Annotated in this window: 12 protein-coding genes; 5 read left to right on the forward strand and 7 right to left on the reverse strand. The window is 67.3% G+C overall.

Features of this window, described 5'->3' with window-relative positions; translation table 11 throughout:
• Positions 1–16: 16 nt before the first annotated feature.
• The 3 genes from G9E11_RS11660 to G9E11_RS11670 are packed head-to-tail and all read left to right on the forward strand — an operon-like array spanning position 17 to position 2,873.
• A complete protein-coding gene (locus G9E11_RS11660; protein WP_190605729.1) occupies positions 17–1,021 on the forward strand; it encodes a sugar phosphate isomerase/epimerase family protein in 1,005 nt (334 codons plus the stop codon).
• A 38-nt stretch (positions 1,022–1,059) separates the two neighbouring features.
• The gene (locus G9E11_RS11665) at positions 1,060–1,758 is read left to right on the forward strand and encodes a ThuA domain-containing protein (RefSeq protein ID WP_190605731.1); all 699 of its coding nucleotides are present in this window, start codon (positions 1,060–1,062) and stop codon (positions 1,756–1,758) included.
• Entirely contained in the window at positions 1,743–2,873 is a 1,131-nt protein-coding gene (locus G9E11_RS11670; RefSeq protein WP_190605733.1) for a Gfo/Idh/MocA family protein, read from the forward strand. Before G9E11_RS11665 ends, G9E11_RS11670 begins: the two co-directional genes overlap by 16 nt.
• Before the next feature lie 3 nt (positions 2,874–2,876).
• Here G9E11_RS11670 and G9E11_RS11675 read toward each other — a convergent pair whose 3' ends face one another.
• The 3 genes from G9E11_RS11675 to xylA form a co-directional block, all read right to left on the reverse strand.
• Positions 2,877–4,730, reverse strand: a complete 1,854-nt coding sequence (locus G9E11_RS11675; protein ID WP_190605735.1) for an HNH endonuclease — start codon at positions 4,728–4,730, stop codon at positions 2,877–2,879.
• 162 nt (positions 4,731–4,892) lie between these two features.
• A complete protein-coding gene (locus G9E11_RS11680; protein ID WP_190605737.1) occupies positions 4,893–6,398 on the reverse strand; it encodes a xylulokinase in 1,506 nt (501 codons plus the stop codon).
• 4 nt (positions 6,399–6,402) lie between these two features.
• Positions 6,403–7,593 (reverse strand): xylose isomerase, encoded by a 1,191-nt coding sequence (xylA, locus tag G9E11_RS11685; protein WP_190605739.1) that lies wholly within the window; start codon positions 7,591–7,593, stop codon positions 6,403–6,405.
• A gap of 198 nt (positions 7,594–7,791) precedes the next feature.
• Between xylA and G9E11_RS11690 the strand changes: the two genes are divergently transcribed.
• Together G9E11_RS11690 and G9E11_RS11695 are read left to right on the forward strand one after the other, a co-directional pair.
• On the forward strand, positions 7,792–9,078 hold the full coding sequence (locus tag G9E11_RS11690) for an FAD-binding protein (RefSeq protein WP_190605741.1): 1,287 nt from the start codon (positions 7,792–7,794) through the stop codon (positions 9,076–9,078).
• A gap of 10 nt (positions 9,079–9,088) precedes the next feature.
• A complete protein-coding gene (locus G9E11_RS11695) occupies positions 9,089–10,303 on the forward strand; it encodes an ROK family protein (protein WP_190605744.1) in 1,215 nt (404 codons plus the stop codon).
• Between the two features lie 142 nt (positions 10,304–10,445).
• Here the strand turns inward: G9E11_RS11695 and G9E11_RS11700 are convergent, their stop codons facing one another.
• The 4 genes from G9E11_RS11700 to G9E11_RS11715 all read right to left on the reverse strand — a co-directional run bounded on the left by G9E11_RS11700 (position 10,446) and on the right by G9E11_RS11715 (position 18,215).
• On the reverse strand, positions 10,446–13,640 hold the full coding sequence (locus G9E11_RS11700) for an Ig-like domain-containing protein (RefSeq protein WP_190605746.1): 3,195 nt from the start codon (positions 13,638–13,640) through the stop codon (positions 10,446–10,448).
• 50 nt (positions 13,641–13,690) lie between these two features.
• A complete protein-coding gene (locus tag G9E11_RS11705; RefSeq protein WP_190605748.1) occupies positions 13,691–15,730 on the reverse strand; it encodes a beta-galactosidase in 2,040 nt (679 codons plus the stop codon).
• Between the two features lie 153 nt (positions 15,731–15,883).
• Complete coding sequence (locus G9E11_RS11710; RefSeq protein WP_190605750.1) at positions 15,884–17,227, reverse strand: ABC transporter substrate-binding protein; 1,344 nt, start codon at positions 17,225–17,227, stop codon at positions 15,884–15,886.
• Positions 17,228–17,270: 43 nt separating this feature from the next.
• On the reverse strand, positions 17,271–18,215 hold the full coding sequence (locus G9E11_RS11715) for a carbohydrate ABC transporter permease (RefSeq protein WP_190605752.1): 945 nt from the start codon (positions 18,213–18,215) through the stop codon (positions 17,271–17,273).

Genomic DNA, 18,215 nt, shown 5'->3' on the forward strand with positions numbered 1-18,215 from the left:
CAGAACAGGTAACCCGATGACACGACCCATAACGCTTTTCACCGGCCAGTGGGCTGATCTTCCGTTCGAGGAGGTGGCCCGGCTCGCCGGCGAGTGGGGCTTTGACGGCCTGGAGATCGCCTGCTGGGGCGATCACCTGGATCCGCGCCGCGCAGCAGAAGACGATTCCTACCTCCAGGGCCGGCTGGACCTCCTCGAGAAGAACAACCTCCAGGTCTTCGCCATCGCAAACCACCTCACCGGCCAGGCTGTCTGCGATGACCCGATTGATGAGCGCCACCAGGGCATCCTGACGCCTGAGGTCTGGGGTGACGGCGATCCGGAGGGCGTACGTGCCCGGGCGGCGCAGTCCATGATGGACACTGCCCGGGCCGCGGCGCGGCTTGGTGTGAAAACCGTGACGGGTTTTACCGGCTCCTCCATCTGGAAGGCCGTGGCGATGTTTCCGCCCGCTTCGGAGGCCATGATCGACGCCGGGTACCGGGACTTCGCTGACCGGTGGAACCCCATCCTCGACGTCTTTGACGAGGTGGGGGTCCGCTTCGCGCTCGAAGTGCACCCCTCCGAGATCGCCTACGACTACTGGACCACAAAGCGGACTCTGGAAGCCATCGGCCACCGGGCCGCCTTCGGCCTTAACTTCGATCCCTCCCACTTCATCTGGCAGGACCTGGACCCGGTGATGTTCCTGCAGGACTTCGCCGAGCACATCCTGCATGTGCATGTGAAGGAATCCGTGCGCCAGCTCGACGGGCGCAACGGCCGGCTTGGCTCGCACCTGGCCTGGGCCGATCCGCGCCGCGGCTGGGACTTCGTCACCGCCGGGCACGGGGACGTGCAGTGGAACAGGATCTTCCGCACCCTGAACGCCATCGCGTACACCGGCCCTACCAGCATCGAATGGGAGGACGCCGGCATGGACCGGCTGACCGGCGCACCCCAGGCCCTCGCCCTGGTTAAGGACCTCGCAGCCATCGCCCCGCCCGCCGCGGCATTCGACGCCGCCTTCGCCACCCGATGACACCAGCCAACGGCTGAAAACCAAAGGAAACCCCTGACATGACTGAACGAAAATCCGCCCTGGTGGTGCGCGGCGGCTGGGACGGCCACCAGCCCTTCGAAGCCACCGAGCTCTTCATCCCGCACCTGAAAAACAACGGCTACGACGTCCGTGTGGAGGAATCGCCCAAGGTCTACGCCGACGCCGGCTACATGGCAGGAGTGGACCTGATTATGCAGTGCATGACCATGACCACGATTGAAAAGGACGAGTTCGAGGGACTGCGGGCCGCCGTCGAAAACGGCACCGGCCTGGCAGGCTGGCACGGCGGGATCGCGGATTCCTACCGCAACAACTCCGACTACCTGCACCTGATCGGTGGCCAGTTCGCCTGCCACCCCGGCAAGCATCCGGACGAGCGGGTCGGGGAGCAGTCCGACAACTACGTGCCCTACACCGTCAACATGCTCCCGGCCGCCGCGGACCACCCCATCACGGAGGGCATCGGCGACTTCGAACTTGTCACCGAACAGTACTGGGTTTTGGCCGACGACTACATCGACGTCCTCGCCACCACCACGCAGAAGGTCCGCGAGTGGGACCCTTGGCACCGCGAGGTGACCTCGCCGGCCATCTGGACCCGCCAGTGGGGCACGGGCCGGATCTTCGTCGCCACCCCCGGCCACCATGTCGGCATCCTCCAGGACACCAACGTCCGCACCATTATCGAAAGGGGCCTGCTGTGGGCAAGCCGTTAGAGACAACTGAACCGCTGAAGATCGGCATCATTGGCTGCGGCGCCATCATCGCCCAGTACCTGGCGAACTTCCGCCGGCTGGACCAGATCGAACTGGTGGCAGTGGCCGACTTGGATCCCGCGCGCGCCCAGGCTGTTGCGAACGACTACGACGGCGTCCGCGCACTGTCCGTGGACGGCCTCCTGGCCGCGGACGACGTCGACCTCGTCCTCAACCTGACCATCCCCGCGGCCCACGCGGAGGTGGCGCTGAAGGCCATCGCAGCGGGCAAGAGCGTCTACGGGGAGAAGCCGCTCGCGGCGACCACCGCCGAGGCGCGGCAGGTGCTGGATGCGGCACGCGAGGCGGGCGTCGTCGTTGGCTGTGCCCCTGACACGGTGCTCGGCACCGGAATCCAGACCGCCCGCAAGGCGATCGACGACGGCCTGATCGGCGCACCGATCAGCGCAACCGCCACCATGGTGACGCCCGGCCATGAGCGCTGGCACCCGAACCCGGACTTCTACTACCAGCCCGGCGGGGGTCCCCTGCTGGACATGGGTCCGTACTACGTGACCGCGCTGGTCACGCTGCTGGGTCCTGTCGTCTCCGTGGTCGGCGCTGCCAGCCACACCCGCAGCGAGCGGACCATCGGTTCGGGTCCACGCACTGGCGAGAAGGTTCCGGTGGCCATCGACTCCCATGTCACCGGCGTGCTGGTGCACGCTTCCGGTGCCCTGTCCACGCTCCTGATGAGCTTCGACGCCGTGAAGTCCAAGTCGCCCAACATCGAAATCCACGGTGAGCGCGGTTCCCTGGCCGTGCCCGACCCGAACCATTTCGACGGCGATGTCCAGGTCTTCCCGCTGGGCGCCGACGACTGGCAAACCCTGCCCGTCTCGGCTGGCTACGTCGACTCCGGACGCGGCTTCGGGATCGCCGACATCGCCGCAACACCTCAGGGATGGGAGCCACGTGCCGGCGGCCAGCTGGCATACCACGTCCTCGAGGTGATGGAGTCCATGCTGGTTTCGGCCCGGACGGGTTCCGCGGTGCAGATCAAGAGCACGGCGGTCCGTCCGGAGCCGGTGGAACTGACGACCTTGGCAGCACAGGTCGCCGAAGTCAGCTCGTAGGAGCTACTCCCTCCCTTGGCCGGGTTCGGCGGCGGCGGTATTTCCGCCGCCGCTACACCGGTTGTGGGGTGGGTCCTGTTCGTTCGGGCTGAATAGTTCCCACGGGGCGGTGCCAGGCGGTCCGGTGCCAGACTGTCCGGTGCCGGGCTGGCTGACTACGGGTGGCCCGGTTCCGAATTCGCTGGTTCGCGGCTGTGGATTCGTCCGCAGCCTGCTACCGGGAAGTGGCGGTGCGGTGGAGCGGTAGGTGTGGCCGGTAGGTGTGGTGACTTCGATGGCGTGCCTCGATCCTGGCCGTGGTTTCACCTTCCAGCCGGGGAGTTCTTTGGTGTGGTTGCAGGCTTCGCACAGTCCCGCGCCATTACTCAGTGACGTGGGGCCGTCGTTGTGCCAGGGGATGATGTGGTCGTGGTGGCGGATCGGGGCGTCGCAATAGGGCGTGCGGCAGGTGTCATCGCGGACCTGGATGAAGCGGCGCAACGGTGCCGGGAAGAGCCGCCGTCGGGAGTCCATGGCGACTAAGTCACCGGTCTCCGGGGCGGTGTAGAGCCGGCGGAGCCAGATCTTGAGTTCCTCTACCGCGTCCTCGTGGTCGCCGGCTGAACTGCCCGCCGCCGGGCGAATGCGATCCGGCTGCGCGATGAGGTTGCGTGCCCACGCTGCGGGGACGATGCCGTAGCCGGTGAGGCGGGCTGGTTCGCTGTCGCCTTGGAGGAGGGTGCGGTCGGTCATGACGAGGTTGAGGTCTATCCCGGTGATGCCGCCGGGGGTGCCCGTGGTCCATTCGACGAGCGTGTCGGCCTTGATCTGATTCAGTGCCCGGGGGTCGCCGGCGGAATGGAGGGCTTCGGCACGCCTTGTCAGGGCTGTGTAGACGGCGACGCCCTGGTGGGCGGGCAGCAGCGCGGTGAAATAGGTCATGCAGTCGGGGGCCGGGCGCAGGCTCACGGACCGCTCCGAGGCCGCGTGGCTCGCGCGCCGGGTGACGGAGCGCGGGTCCCGGCGGGTGGCGGCGGCCTTTACCGCGGCGATGACGCCGCGGGTCCCGACCCCGGTGAAAGTCCCCATATCCGCAGCCAACTCCTCATCGACGGCGGTCCGGTCTTCCACGTTCAGGCAAGCTGTTTCCTGCACGAAATACATGGCGCGCTCTTCATTCAGCTGGCCGGTGTCCAGGGCGCCCAAGGCGTGCGGCATCTCGGTGACCAGGGCTTTGGCCATGCCGAGCAGCCGCCCGCCGCGGTGCGGGGACTCGCCCCGGGCCAGCGCGATCTGCTCGGCCGCGCCCAGGTCCCGGTCTTTGCCCAGGTCCGCCGCCGACAGCGTCCGATCCGAGTGGTTCCCACGCTCCGTTTGTTCCTGGCGGAGCCGCGCCTCGAAGGTCACAGAAAGCCGTGCCTGCTGCCCGGCGGCCCAGCACTTGACGTTCTCATACGCGCGGACCTGAGCGATCAACCCGGCACCGTCGGCGGTGAGGTCAACTGCCGGGAGAAACCACCCGGGCCTCGTTCCACTGTCCTGGACAATGGAACCGGCCGCGTGCCGGGCAGTAGCGGCGCCGGAGGGACCGGTGCGAAAAGCGCCGTGATAAGTTCCGGCGTCGAAAGGGCTGGCGTCAAGAAGGTACCCGTCGAAAGGACGGTCCGCCAACAGGACCTCGGGGAAGGGATCCTCCGGAAACGATGCCGGATACACGGCGCCGAGATCGTCGTCATACGGCAACCCGTAGTACGGATCGGCGTCGAAACTCGGGGCGTCAGGGAAGTGGAAATCGCTGTCAGGAAACGCAGCAGACTGCAGGACGCCGCCGTGCGGCACCGCTGCCAAAGCCAGCTCCGATTTCCCGATTCCATCCATAGATACAGTCTGAGGAGGGGGTACGACAATAAAGGCCGGTCCAGGACCAGAGTCAGGCGGAATTCAAAAAACTTTTTTTGATTCACGTGCGAGCGGAAACTGGGTAGCATTTCAGGGCGTTCTCGGGCCTGAGAACGCCGTGAGGTGCTACCCAGTTGGGTGCTATTGCACCCAACCCTGCTCCACTTTGCGCTGCTCCGCCCTGTACCGTTCCCCGATGGCAGGCCGGAAGTCCGGCTCGGGGTGGCCGTCCAGCGCCACCTGCCAGTCCGGCCGCTTCCCCGCCAGCGCCCAGGCCGCCTGCACGGCCGCTCCCCGGGCCACATACTCGCCGGGGCTCGGAACCCGCACGGGCAGATCGAATACTTGAGCGGCAATCTGCTGAACTGCGGGATTCTGCACCGCGCCGCCGATCAGCAGGAGACGTTCGGCCGGATGACCCAGGCCCCGGAGGGCGTCCAAACCTCCGGCCAGCCCGCACAGCATCCCTTCGACGGCGGCCCGCGCAATGTTGCTGCGTGTGGTCGAGGCGATGGTCAGCCCGGAGAAACTGGCCGTGGCGTGCGGCAGGTTCGGCGTCCGCTCCCCCTCGAAGTACGGGACCAGCACCACGCCTCCCGCCCCCGGCTCTGCTTCCAGCGCCAGCCGGGACAGCTCGTCGAAGTCCACTCCCAGCAGCCCGGCAACGGACGTCAGCACCCGCGCCGCGTTAAGGGTCACGGCGATGAGCAGGAACAGGCCGCTCGCGTCCGCGAAGCCCGCCACCGTCCCGCTCGGGTCGCCAATGGGCTCGTCGGAGACGGCGAACACCGTCCCGCTGGTGCCAACGGATACGACGACGTCCCCCGCCCGAGCGCCAAGGCCCAGTGCCGCTGCGGCATTGTCCCCCGCACCGGCACCAAGCAAAATCGGCTGCCCCGCAATTTCAGCGTGGACAATCCCGGGCGAAGCGCCCGGGGCCAGGACGCGGGGCAGGATCACGGCATCACCAACGCCTGCACCATCCCCCGCCGAGCCGGCACCGGTTCCATCAGTCCCGGCTTCAACAGCATCCCGCCCGAAGGCCAGCCTGAACAGCTCCAGGTCATACGCACCCGTAGCAGGGTTCCAGTAGCCGGTGCCGCTGGCGTCCGAGCGGTCGGTGGTGAGCTGGCCGAGGTCGGGTCCCAGCGGGCTGGCGCCGGTGGGGCCGTATCCCCGCAGTCGCCACGTCAGCCAATCGTGTGGCAGTGCGACGGCGGCCACCCGGCTGGCGATCTCCGGCTCGTGGTCGCGGACCCAACGGACCTTGGTGACCGTGAAAGAGGCTACGGGTACCAGGCCGGTCCGCTTGGCATAGTCCTCCGCGCCCACTTCTTCCGTGAGGGCGGCGGCTGACCCTGCCGAACGGGTGTCGTTCCAGAGCAAGGCCGGCCGGAGCACGTTGCCTTCCCGGTCCAGCAGCACCATGCCGTGCTGCTGGCCCCCCACGGAAAGCGCGCTGACCCCGGCGAACCCGCCGGCGTCGTCGAACGCTTCGGAAAGCGCCCGCCACCAGTGGTCCGGGTGGACCTCCGTGCCGTCCGGGTGGCCGGCACGGCCCTCGCGCACCAGCGCGCCGGTGTCCGCGTCCAGCACCACTACCTTGCAGCTTTGGGTCGAGGAATCGACCCCGGCAACCAACACCATGTGACTAGCGGGCACCGAGCAGGTGCTCGATGAAGAGCTGCTGGAGCTTCACGAACCCGAAGCCCTTGCCGCCGAAGTACGCGTCGGCGTCGAAGTCCTCGTAGGACGAGCGGTCGGCGAGGAGCTGCTCGTAGCCTTCGCCCGGGTTCAGGGTGGGGACGTTGATTTCGGAAACCCGCGACGCCTCCAGGGCAGCCTGCACCTCGGGGTCGGAGCGGAAGGCCTTGGCGCGTTCCTTGAGCAGCAGGTAGGTCTGCATGTTGGCGGCCGCGGAATCCCAGACGCCGTTGATGTCCTCGGTCCGGCTGGGCTTGTAGTCGAAGTGGCGCGGGCCGTTGTAGGCCGGACCGCCCTGCGGACCGCCGTTTTCCAGCAGGTCTACCAGGGAGAAGGCGTTCTGCAGGTCGCCGTGGCCGAACACCAGGTCCTGGTCGAACTTGATGCTGCGTTGGCCGTTGAGGTCGATGTGGAAGAGCTTGCCCTGGTACAGCGCCTGGGCGATGCCGTGGGTAAAGTTCAGCCCGGCCATCTGCTCGTGGCCGGTTTCGGGGTTGATGCCGACAAGCTCCGGCCGCTCGAGGGTCTCGATGAATGCCAGGGCGTGGCCCAGTGTGGGCAGCAGGATGTCGCCGCGCGGCTCGTTGGGCTTGGGCTCGATCGCGAAGCGGATGTTGTAACCCTTGTCCGTCACGTAGTCGCCCAGCAGGTTCACGGCCTCGCGGTAGCGCTCGAGGGCGCCGCGGATGTCCTTGGCGGCGTCGTACTCGCTGCCTTCGCGCCCTCCCCACATTACGAAGGTCTCAGCGCCCAACTCGGCTGCGAGGTCGATGTTCTCCAGGACCTTGCGGAGGGCGAAGCGGCGCACACCGCGGTCGTTGCTGGTGAAGCCGCCGTCCTTGAAGACCGGGTGGCTGAACAGGTTGGTGGTCACCATGGGCACCACCATGCCGGTGGCCTTCAGCGCGCCGGTCAGCCGGTCGATCTCCCGCTGCCGGTCAGCCGCGGAGCAGCCGAACGGGAACAGGTCGTTGTCGTGGAAGGTGATGCCGTAGGCGCCCAGATCGCTGAGCCGGTTGATGGCCTCCACGGTGTCCAGCGGCGGGCGGGTCGCGGAGCCGAACTGGTCCTGCGCCTCCCAGCCGACGGTCCACAGGCCGAAGGAAAACTTGTCGTCGCGCGTGGGCTGAATCGCCATTGAGTGCTCCCGTTTGGTTTGGAGGGATCGGTCCCCGCGGGACGATCCGTAATATGTTCCAGAAACAAACATATTAGATTTTCCGAGGCTGTCAACCGTTTTTCCCTAATTGGACAGGCAGTATTGATGTGCAGAACCTCTATCCCCAGTCCAGCGCCGGGTGTTATGTTCTCCTAAACACCAAACGAAGGGCAGGCAATGGTTAGCGAAGCAGGAACTGAGCTGCACACCGCGGGGCACAACTGGGCCGGCAACCTCAGGTACGCCGCCGCCGACGTGCTCGAGCCGACCACCGTGGCAGAGCTTCAGGACCTGGTGGCCGGCGCCCGGAAGCTTCGGGCGCTAGGTTCGCGGCACTCCTTCAACCGCATCGCCGACACCACCGGCACTCTGGTCTCGCTCGAGCACCTCGAGCCGGCCATCGAGGTTGACGCCGCCAACCTGACGGTGACCGTGAGCGGCGGCACACGCTACGGGACCCTGGCGGCCGAGCTGCAGCGGCAGGGCTATGCGCTCCACAACCTGGCGTCCCTCCCCCACATCTCCGTGGCCGGCGCCGTCGCCACCGCCACCCACGGCTCCGGCGACCGCAACGGAAACCTGGCCACCGCCGTCGCCGGCCTTGAGCTGGTGGCGGCCGACGGCGGGCTCCTCACCTTGCGCCGCGGGGAACCCGACTTTGACGGCATGGTGGTTAACCTCGGCGCCCTGGGCATCGTCAGCAGCCTGACCCTCGACATCGAACCGACGTTCCCGGTTTCGCAGTCGGTGTTCGAGGACCTTAAGTGGGACCAGGTGCTGGAGAATTTCGACGACGTCACCTCCTCCGCTTACAGCGTCAGTCTGTTCACCGACTGGAGCGGGGACCGGATCGGCCAGGCCTGGCTGAAGTCCCGGACTGCACCGACCGAAGCCATAGCGGAACGCGCGGGCTTTTTCGGCGGCACCCCGGCCAAAGAACCGAGGCATCCCATCGCCGGCGTGCCCGGAACCACCTGCACGCAGCAGTTGGGCGTTCCCGGTCCCTGGTCGGACAGGCTGGCCCACTTCCGGATGGAATTCACTCCCAGCAAGGGCGACGAGCTGCAAAGCGAGTACCTGGTCCCCCGCGAGCATGCCGTGGACGCCATCCAGGCCATGCGCCGGCTGTCCAGCGTGGTGACTCCGCTGCTGCTGGTCTCGGAAATCCGTACCATGGCCGCGGACAGCCTCTGGCTGAGCCCGAACTACGGCACCGACAGCGTTGGCCTGCACCTCACCTGGCGGCAGGACCAGCCCGCGGTCGAGGCCGTGCTTCCGGTGATCGAGGCCGAACTGGCGCCCTTCGCCGCCCGTCCGCACTGGGGCAAACTGTTCGACGGCGATGCCTTCCGGCTCGCGCCGCTCTACCCCCGCTTCGCAGACTTTAAGGTCCTCGCGGACCGCCTCGATCCGGAGAGGAAGTTCCGCAACGACTTCCTCGGCACCAAGGTTTTCGGCAGCTGATATTGTTCCGATGATGTCTTCCCCTCGCCAACGGGCTGCCCCGACCGCCCCGCCCAGCGAGCTGGACCCCTCCCGGCGGAACAACCTGGCCCTGATCACGTCCCTGGTCCACCATAACCGTGTCCTCAGCCGCGCGCACCTGACGAAAAGGACCGGGCTCAACAGGTCAACGGTCGGAACCCTGATCGGCCAATTGGTTGCGCTCGGACTGGTCTACGAAACGGCACCGTCGGGTGAGGCTCAGGTGGGACGGCCCAGCCCCGAGGTGCGCCCGAGCCCTTCCATTGCCGCGCTCGCGGTCTACCCGGAGATCGACGCAGTGACCATCGGGCTGGTCAACCTCGGCGGCATCGTCCAGAAGAAGATCCGGTTCGCCACCGAACGGATTCCCAGCGCGCGGGAGGCGGTCAACATCGCCGCTGCCGTGATCGAAGGGATGCGCACGGAGCTAGAGCACTCCTACCGGATCACCGGCATCGGTGTGGCGGTGCCGGGCCTGGTTAACCCCGATGACGGGACGGTGCGCCACGCGCCGCATCTGGGTTGGCGGGACGAGCCTGTGGCCCGGATGCTGAGCGAGGCCACCGGCTACGCCTGCCAGGCTGCCAATGACGCCTCGCTCGCGGCAGAGGCGGAGCTGATCTTCGGGGCCGGCGCCGGGCGGGACAACCTCATTTACCTCAACGGAGGGGCCAGCGGCGTCGGCGGCGGGATCATTTCCAACGGCATGCTGCTCCGCGGAGCGTCCGGCTACGCCGGGGAACTGGGCCACACGTTCGTCCGAACCTCCGGCGAACAGTGCCACTGCGGCGCCACCGGCTGCCTGGAAACCGAAGTGTCCCAGGGCCGGCTCTTCGAACTACTGGGCCTCAGCGGCGGCGACACACCCCAGCTGGAACAGGCCCTCCGCGCGTCAAGCAGCCCTGCTGTCGCCGAGGAGATCTCCCGGCAGCTGGGCTACTTGGCCATCGCACTCCGGAATGCCGTCAACACCTTCAACCCGGAGGTGATAATCCTCGACGGTTTTCTGGGGGTGCTGTACGCCCTCAAGCCCTCCACGCTGGATGATCTGCTGCTGTCCCAGGCGATGGACGGCCCGGCCGCCCAGGTCAAAGTGCACCCCGCGGCCCTCGGCTCCAACCTGATGATGATCGGCGCGGCGGAACTCGGCTTCGCCCGGTTCCTGGCGGACCCCGCCGGCTTCGGGGCGGCCCTCACGGCATAAGCCGCGTTCACGGCATAAGCCGGGTTCACGACACAGGCCGGCTAACGGCTAAGCCTGTTTAACCGGCACAAGGCACCGGGTGCACCCGTTGGGGCGAACCCGGTGCCCTGTAGACACGCTGACGTAGAGGAACGCCAGGCCCCTACCGGCCGAACACCACCTCGTAGGTCCGGGTCTGGCTTCCGTCTTCGCTCTTGACGGTGACCACGGCGGTTCCCGTCTGCTTGTCAGCCGGTTGCACAGTCACCGTCGCGTACGGATCAGCTGCGGTAGCCGTGACTTCCTGCCGCCCTCCCTGAGCGTCAGCCCTATAGGAGGTCACCTCCGGCGAGAAGCCTGCCAACGGCTGGCCGTTGACGGAAATCCCGGCCGCAGCGGCGTCGGAGGACTGGCCCGGAGCCGAGGCCAAAACCTGGACCTCGCTGACCGTTATGTGGGTGTTTGTGCGGGCGGTGAGCACCACGCGCACGTCCTTGGTGTCCACGTTGGCCACCGGGACCGTGACCACCGGGGCGGGGCTGCCACCGGGAACCTGCACCGAAGCACCCGCGTTCTTCCAGGTGCCGTCGGCTGCCTTGGTCTGAGCCTGCAGGCTTTGGGCGTAGCTGTCCGTTGATCCGTCGCGGTAGAAGTGAACCTTGACGCCGCTGACCGTCTTCAGCTGGGCCAGGGAGACAGTAAGGGTGTCCGTGGCGTTCTTGGTGCCCGATTTCCAGTTGGACCAGGCTTTGTCCGTCAGGTTGCCATTTCCGAGTCCGGCGGTGCCGTAGCCCGGCTCCGTGAACGAGGCGCTGAACGTGGCACCGCCGTCGTCGGCCACATTTTCGGCAGTTCCCGGGGTGACCTGCACGCGCACGGTGGCAGGCAGCGTCCGGCCGTCGGCGGCGTCGGCCGTGCCTGTAACCGTGGCCACGCCGGTTTCGGTGAACGCGGGAGCCGCGTCCCAGACCACCGGCCGCTCCACGTTGCTGCCGCCGGCAGTCACCGCGGTCACGGTGGCGGGCAGCGCGGGCGTTCCGCCAACGTAAGTCTTGGCCCTCGCCGGGAGCGTCGCCACCAGGGTGTCGACGGTGACCTTGGCGGTCACCGCATGGGCAGCGCCCAGGACGTCCGTCGCCGTTCCGCGCACGTCGACGGTTCCGGGTTTGCTCCACCGGCTCTCCGGCGGCATCGTCCAGGTCACCGGCAGTTCACCCCGGGGGCCGTCACGGTAGACGGGAACGACAGTGGCGGGCAGCTGCGGAGCGATCCCGGGCACGGTGAAGGCTGTGACGTTCCGGAATCCCTGGACAGTTTCATCGATGACCCGCCAGCGCTGGTTCTCGCCGGAGTTGGCGGTCCACAGGGTCACCGGCGACGCGTCCGCGGTGGCGTGGCCGCCCACCTCGAGGAGCCTGCCGGTTGCCGCGTTGACGAACGTGTACGTGCCATCACCGGTGGTGGACATGGTCCACCGCGAGGCCTCAGCCGGCGTTGCCTCCGCCGGCACCAGCTGGGGCGTTCCGTCGACGACGCCGAGCTGCCGCCCGCCGTCGGGCGTTTCAATCGCGTAGCGGGCGCGGCTGCTGTTTTCGCCGCTGAGGCGGCGGATGTTCCATTGCTGGTCGGCACCGGCGCCGGAACGGATGACGGCGGTGCTGCCGGTTCCCTGGGCAAGTGACTTGCCGCTTTCGACGCCCTTGAGGCTGTAGGCGTGGTCCGCCTGCACAAGGGCGGCGTCCTTGGCCACGCCGTGCACACCGCTGACGAGGAACGTCGTGACGGACTCGGCCGGCACCGTGAGGACCGCCGTGCGGTCCTTTCCGACGGCGACCGGCTCACCCTCCACGAGCGCGCCGGACGCGTCGCTGGTCACCGGCGTCACGGTGGCGTTTCCCTGGACGGCCCCGAAGCCGGAAAGGTCGAGGGCCACGGGGCGCTGCCGCTTGCTGTCGTTCACGTGCACCACGGTGGCGCCGGAGTCCGAGACCGCGGCCGCGCTGTTCAGGTCGTCCACCTTGACCAGGCGGTCCCCGGGCTTGATGAAGTGCGTGAAGTTCCGCGCAGTGTTGTATTTGGTGTTGGTGTAGATCGGGCAGCTTTCGAGGGTGTCCCCGGCGGCGCAGTCGAAGGGCAGCTGGATCTCGCCCCAGTTGGAGCCGATGGCGCTTTCGCCGCCGGGCTTCATGTTGTTGTAGTCCTCAACGGGCTGCCAGAAAACCCAGGCCTCGGGCTCCAGCTCGCGGAGGTCGTTGACCATGTGCTGGGCTAGGCCAAGGCCGGGCTGCATGCTCGTGAAGTTCTGCCCGTCCATCCACGAGCCGCCGGTCTCGCTCATCCAGAGCGGCTTGTCCTCGCCCTTGGCGATGTCCCGGACGGACGTCCGCTGCCCGGTCCCGTACGTGTGGACGTTGAGCTGCGCGACGTTCTCCTTGGCTTCGGCGGAGTAGCTGTTCCAGTTGTTGGCGAAGGTGGACGGGTTGGTCTCGTCCATGGCGCTGATGACGGCGCCGGTGTCCGCGCTGGCCAGGGCCTTGGCCAGCGACTGGACCACCTTCTGCTGCAGTTCGGGGCCCATGTGGGCGCCTTCCTGCCGGCCGCCGACGGGCTGTCCGGACGCATTGAGGCTGGTTCCCCAGTAGGGCGTGTTCGGTTCATTCATGGGATCGATCGTGTCGATCTTGATGCCGTGCGCCTTCTCCAGCTGCTTGACGACGCCGACCAGATAGGAGGAGAAATCGTCAATGCTCTCAGTCCGCAGCTGGTCCTGCGAGGAATTGAAGCCGCCCGAAACGTAGCCGCTGACCGTCTGGAACCACGGCGGGGAGTTGCTGAAGGCTTCCCAGTGCGTGATGTCGTTCTTGATCCGGTCCACCCACCAGCGCTGCGTCTGGTCGGCGTCGAGGTTCCAGTGCTCCGGGTTCGCCGGATCCCACCAGTCCTTGTCCTCGCGCGTGGTGCCGGCGGGCGCCTTCCACCAGCCCTCGACGGCGCCGCCGGCACGGAGGTAGTCCTTCACGTCGGGCGCGTTGCCGCCGCCGACGTTGTACCGCGCGATGTTGAGGTTCAGCCCGTCGTCGCCGAAGACCATGTCCGCGAGCTTGTTGCGGACTTCGTCCGGATAGTCACCGGTGGCGTTGGCGAACCAGACCAGGCTGGTGCCCCACCCTTCGAAGGCCTCGCCCTGGTAGGACGGGTCCGGCCGTACGGTCACGGCGCCTGCCGGCACGGTTTCATCGCCTGCTTTGACCGGTGCCGGCGCGGCCAACGCGGGTCCGGCCACGAGCCCTGCGGAGAAGACCGCCGCGGTGACGCCGGCGGCGGTCACGGCCCAGGGCCGTCTGGATCTGTTCGTCATTGAATTCCCTTCGGTGCGGTGATGCTGCTGATCTCTGGGGACTGCTGCTTTTATCTGGGGGTCTTGAGAACTGCCACGCCGCGGGCGGCAAGCTTGGCGGTGCGTTCGGCGGTGCGTTCGGCGGCAAGCGCAGTTCCGGGCACCGCCGAGATGTCAACGGCCTGGTCCGTGCGGTTGATCAGGAAAAGGAAGCGCCCGCCCTCCCCCGTGCGGACGGCGAGTTCGACGGCGCCACGGAGTTCCGCGGGCAGTTCAGACTCGACGCCGGCCAGGTGCGCGAATTCCCGCAGGACCGGGACCAGGCCGTCGGGTCCGAGTCGCGTCGCCACGTAGCCGGCGGATCCGTTGCCCACGCTGCGCCGGGTCACGGCGGGTTCCCCGGCGTGGTCACCGGAGGTGAACCGGCGCAGGACCTTCGTGTCGTCCGAGGTGGTGGCCACCGGGTCCACCCACAGCGTGCCGGTCGACCCGTCGTCGAGCGTGGCCTCTTCCCCGGGGGCCAGCGGCCCGAACTCTTCCACCCGGATCCCCAGCAAATCGCTGAGGGCGCCGGGGTATCCGCCCAGCCACACATGGTCGTTCTGGTCCACGATGCCCGAGAAGTAGGTGGTCACGAGGTGCCCGCCTGCTTCGACGAAAGCCGTCAGGCGCGAGCGCAGCTCCGCCGGCACCACGTGCAGGACCGGCGCGATGACCAGCTGGTACCCCTCAAGGGCGGCCGCCGCCGGGAGGACATCGGCGCGGATGCCGCTGGCCAGGAACGCGGAGTACCAGTCGAGGGCCTCCTGCCGGTAGCGGAGCCGGTCGGTCGGATGGGAGTCCAGCTCGCTGGCCCACCATGAATCCCAGTCGAAGAGGATCGCAGCCCGTGCAGGTTCACGCCGGCTGCCCGTGATCGCCGAGAGTTCGCCAAGAGTCCGCCCCAGTGTGGTGACGTCGCGGAAGAGCCTGCTGTCACTGCCGGCGTGCGACACCATCGCGGAGTGGTACTTTTCCGCCCCGGCACGCGACTGCCGCCACTGGAAGAAGCAGACCGCATCTGCCCCGTGGGCCACGTGAGTGAGCGAGTCCCGGGCGAGCGCCCCGGGCTTCTTGGGCGTGTTCACGGGCTGCCAGTTGACGGCGCTGGTGGAGTGCTCCATGAGGAACCAGGGGCTGCCGCCGGCGATGTTGCCGGTCAGGTTCGCGGAGAAGGACAGCTCGTCGTGGTCCTGCGGGCCCGGGACCACGTAGTGGTCATTCGAGACGAAGTCGACGTCGGCGGCCCAGGCGGCGTAGTCCATTCCCTTCGTCTCCCCCATCACCATGAAATTGGTGGTGACGGGGATGTCCGGGGTGATGCTGTTGAGGATGTCGCGTTCGGCGCGAAGGTAGTCCCGCAGCGAGTCTGAGGAGAAGCGCTTGAAGTCCAGCTGCTGCGTGGGGTTCGGGTACGACGCCGCCTTCCGGGGCGGGAGGATGTGGTTCCAGTCCCCGTAGCGTTGGGACCAGAAGTCGGTCCCCCAGGCGGTGTTCAGCTCCTCAAGGGTGCCGTAGCGGTTCTGCAGCCAGAGGCGGAAGGCGGCCGCGGCGTCGTCGGAATAGTCATAGATGTTGTGGCAGCCGAGTTCGTTGGAAACGTGCCAGGCGCAGACGGCGGGGTGGTCCTTGTACCGCTCCGCCATGGTGCGCACGAGCGCCAGCGCGTGCTCGCGGAAGACCGGGGATGTGGGGCGCCAGTGCTGCCGGCCGCCCGGCCAGAGGGTTTCGCCGTTGTGGGTGACCGGCAGGATTTCCGGGTGTTCGGCGGCCAGCCACGGCGGCGGGGAGGCGGTGGCGGTGGCGAGGTCCACGGCGATGCCATTGGCGTGGAGCAGGTCGATGATGTCGTCGAGCCAGGCAAAGTCCCAAGTGTCCCGCGCGGGCTGGAGCCGGGCCCAGGAGAAGATGGCGAGGGAGACGATGTTGACTCCGGCCTCCTGCATGAGGCGGACGTCCTCGGCCCAGACCCCGCGGGGCCACTGCTCGGGGTTGTAGTCGGCGCCGAAGGCCAGCCGCTTGGTGTCCGCGGACGGCCAGCGCAGCCAGCGGTGGTTGGTGGCGAGGGACATGGATCTCCTATTTTGGGCGCGGCTGGGGTTGGGCACATTTGGGCGGCAGGGCGAAGCTGGGGTGGCCGCGTGCTTGATGGCTGTGTGCCGGGATGACGGCGGACGCGCCGGGCTGGCGCGTCCGCCGAGGTGGGGCGGTTTAGGTGAGGACTGTTACTCCTTGACCGTGAAGCCCTGCTCAGTTCCGTACTTGACCGAGGCTTTCTGCCAGGCGGTCAGGCCGTCCTTCAGCTTGGTGCCGGAGACGTAGGCCTGGCCGGCGGTATCGTTGAAGATGCTGTTGGCGTAGACCTGGAAGGGCAGGTAGGACCAGCCCGCGGGAACATTCTTCGCTGATTCGGCGAAGATCTTGTTGGCCTTCTGGCCGCCGAAGTACTTGAACCCGGTGTTCTGGAACTTCTCGGACGCGAGGTCCTTTGAGGTGGCGGGGAACGCCCCACCGTCGATCCGGGTTTGCACGCCTTCCTCCACATTGGAGTACTTCAGGAAGCCGTAGGCCAGCGCGGCCTGGCTTCCGGCGGCGGGGATGGCCAGGGAGCTGCCGCCGTTTTCGGAGCTGCTGGTGGCACCCTTTTCCCACTGCGGCAGAGGGGCGACCCGCCATTTGCCGGCCCCGTCGGCGACGCCGGAGACGAGGTTTCCCGGCATCCAGGCGCCGGTGGACAGGGTGGCGATGGTTCCGTTGCCGAGGCCCTTGTACCACTCGTCGCTCCAGGAGCTGATGGGGGCCAGGAGGTCCTCGTCGATGAGCTTTTGCCAGGTCTCGGCGAACTTGGTGGACCCTTCGTCGGAGAAGTTCACCCCGACGTTGGTGCCGTCCACCTGGTAGGGCTTGCCGCCGGCTTGCCAGATCATGCTGGTGGTGAACCCGGCGTCGCCGGTGTCGTTGGCGATGTAGGCCTTGGGGTCCGCCTTCTTCAGCGCGCGTCCGGCCTCAAGGAATTCATCCCACGTGGTGGGGACTGCGATGCCGTGCTTGTCGAACAGCTCCTTGTTGTAGAACAGGGCCATGGGGCCCGAGTCCATGGGAAGGCCGTAGACGCCGCCCTGCGCCTGCACCGAGGACCACGGACCGGCCGTGAAGGTGCCGTCAAGGTCTGCGGCACCGAACTGGCCAAGGTCTGCCAGTGATTTGCTGAGGGCAAACTGCGGAAGTGCGTAGTATTCGATCTGCGCGACGTCCGGCACTCCGGATCCGGCGGAGATCGCGTTCTGCAGGGCGGTGTACTGGTCGTTGCCGGTGCCCGCGTTGACCAGGTTGACGTCCACGTTGGGGTACTTGGCTTCGAAGCCTTCGGCGACCTTCTTCAGCGACTGGTCCCAGGCCCACACCGTCAGCTTGCCGCCCTTCTGGAGGGCTTGCTCGACGGCGTCGCTGTTGACCGTTTGCTGCGGCGCCGCGTTGCCGCCGCCTCCGCAGGCGGTGAGCCCCAGGGCGAGCGCGGCGGCGACGGCGGAGCTCTGCAGCAGGCCGCGGCGGGTCAGGGTCTTGATCATGGTCTTCCTTCTAACTGCGTTGTTGATGAGGATGGACGGGGCGTTATTCTTTGACGCTTCCGGCGGAAAGACCGGACTGCCAGTAGCGCTGGAGCAGCAGGAACGCTGCGATCAGCGGCAGGATGGTGAGCAGGGAACCCGTGATGACGAGGTTGAAGATGGCTTCCCCGCCGGCGGTGGCGGCCTGCGCGTTCCAGGCGTTCAGGCCCAGGGTGAGGGGGTACCAGTCCGGGTTCTTCAGCATGATCAGCGGCAGGAAGTAGTTGTTCCAGGTGGCCACCATGGTGAAGAGCAGCACGGTGACGATGCCCGGGGTTAGCAGCGGCAAGCAGACCTGGAAGAACGTGCGGGCCTCGCTGGCGCCGTCGATCCGGGCGGACTCCATGATTTCGGTGGGTATGGCCTCCGAAGCGAAGGTCCACATGAGGTACAGGCCGAAGGGCGAGATGAGCGAGGGGATGATCACGGCCCAGGGCGTGTTGGTGAGGCCCATCTGGCTGAACATGAGAAAAGTGGGAACGGCGAGGGCAGTGCCGGGGATGGCCACCGCGCCGATGACGACGGCGAAAACGGCTTTCCGGCCGGGGAAGTCGAACTTCGCCAGCGCGTAGCCGCCGAGGACGGCCAGGAACGTGGCGCCACCGGCGCCGAGCACGACGTAGAGGACCGTGTTGGCGAACCAGCGAAGGAAGATCCCGCCGTCGTACGTTGCTGTCCGGGCGATGTTGTCCCAGAGGGCAAAATCGGCGTCGAACCACAGGCCGAAGGAGTTGAGGAGGCCGTCCTGGGTTTTTGTGGCGTTGACCAGCAGCCAAAACAGCGGGGCCAGGCTGTAGAGCAGAACGAGGCCCATCAGGAGAGTGAGAGCCACGCTCCGGCGCGAACGCCGTCCTGTCCGTGGGGACCGCAGACGTGTGGTGCGGAGTTTTGCCGGGGATGAAGTGCCTGTGCCGGCGCTGCGGGGATGGGAGGCTGTCTGAACGCTCAT

It is taken from the genome of Arthrobacter ipis (assembly GCF_014694315.1).
GTDB lineage: Bacteria > Actinomycetota > Actinomycetes > Actinomycetales > Micrococcaceae > Arthrobacter > Arthrobacter ipis.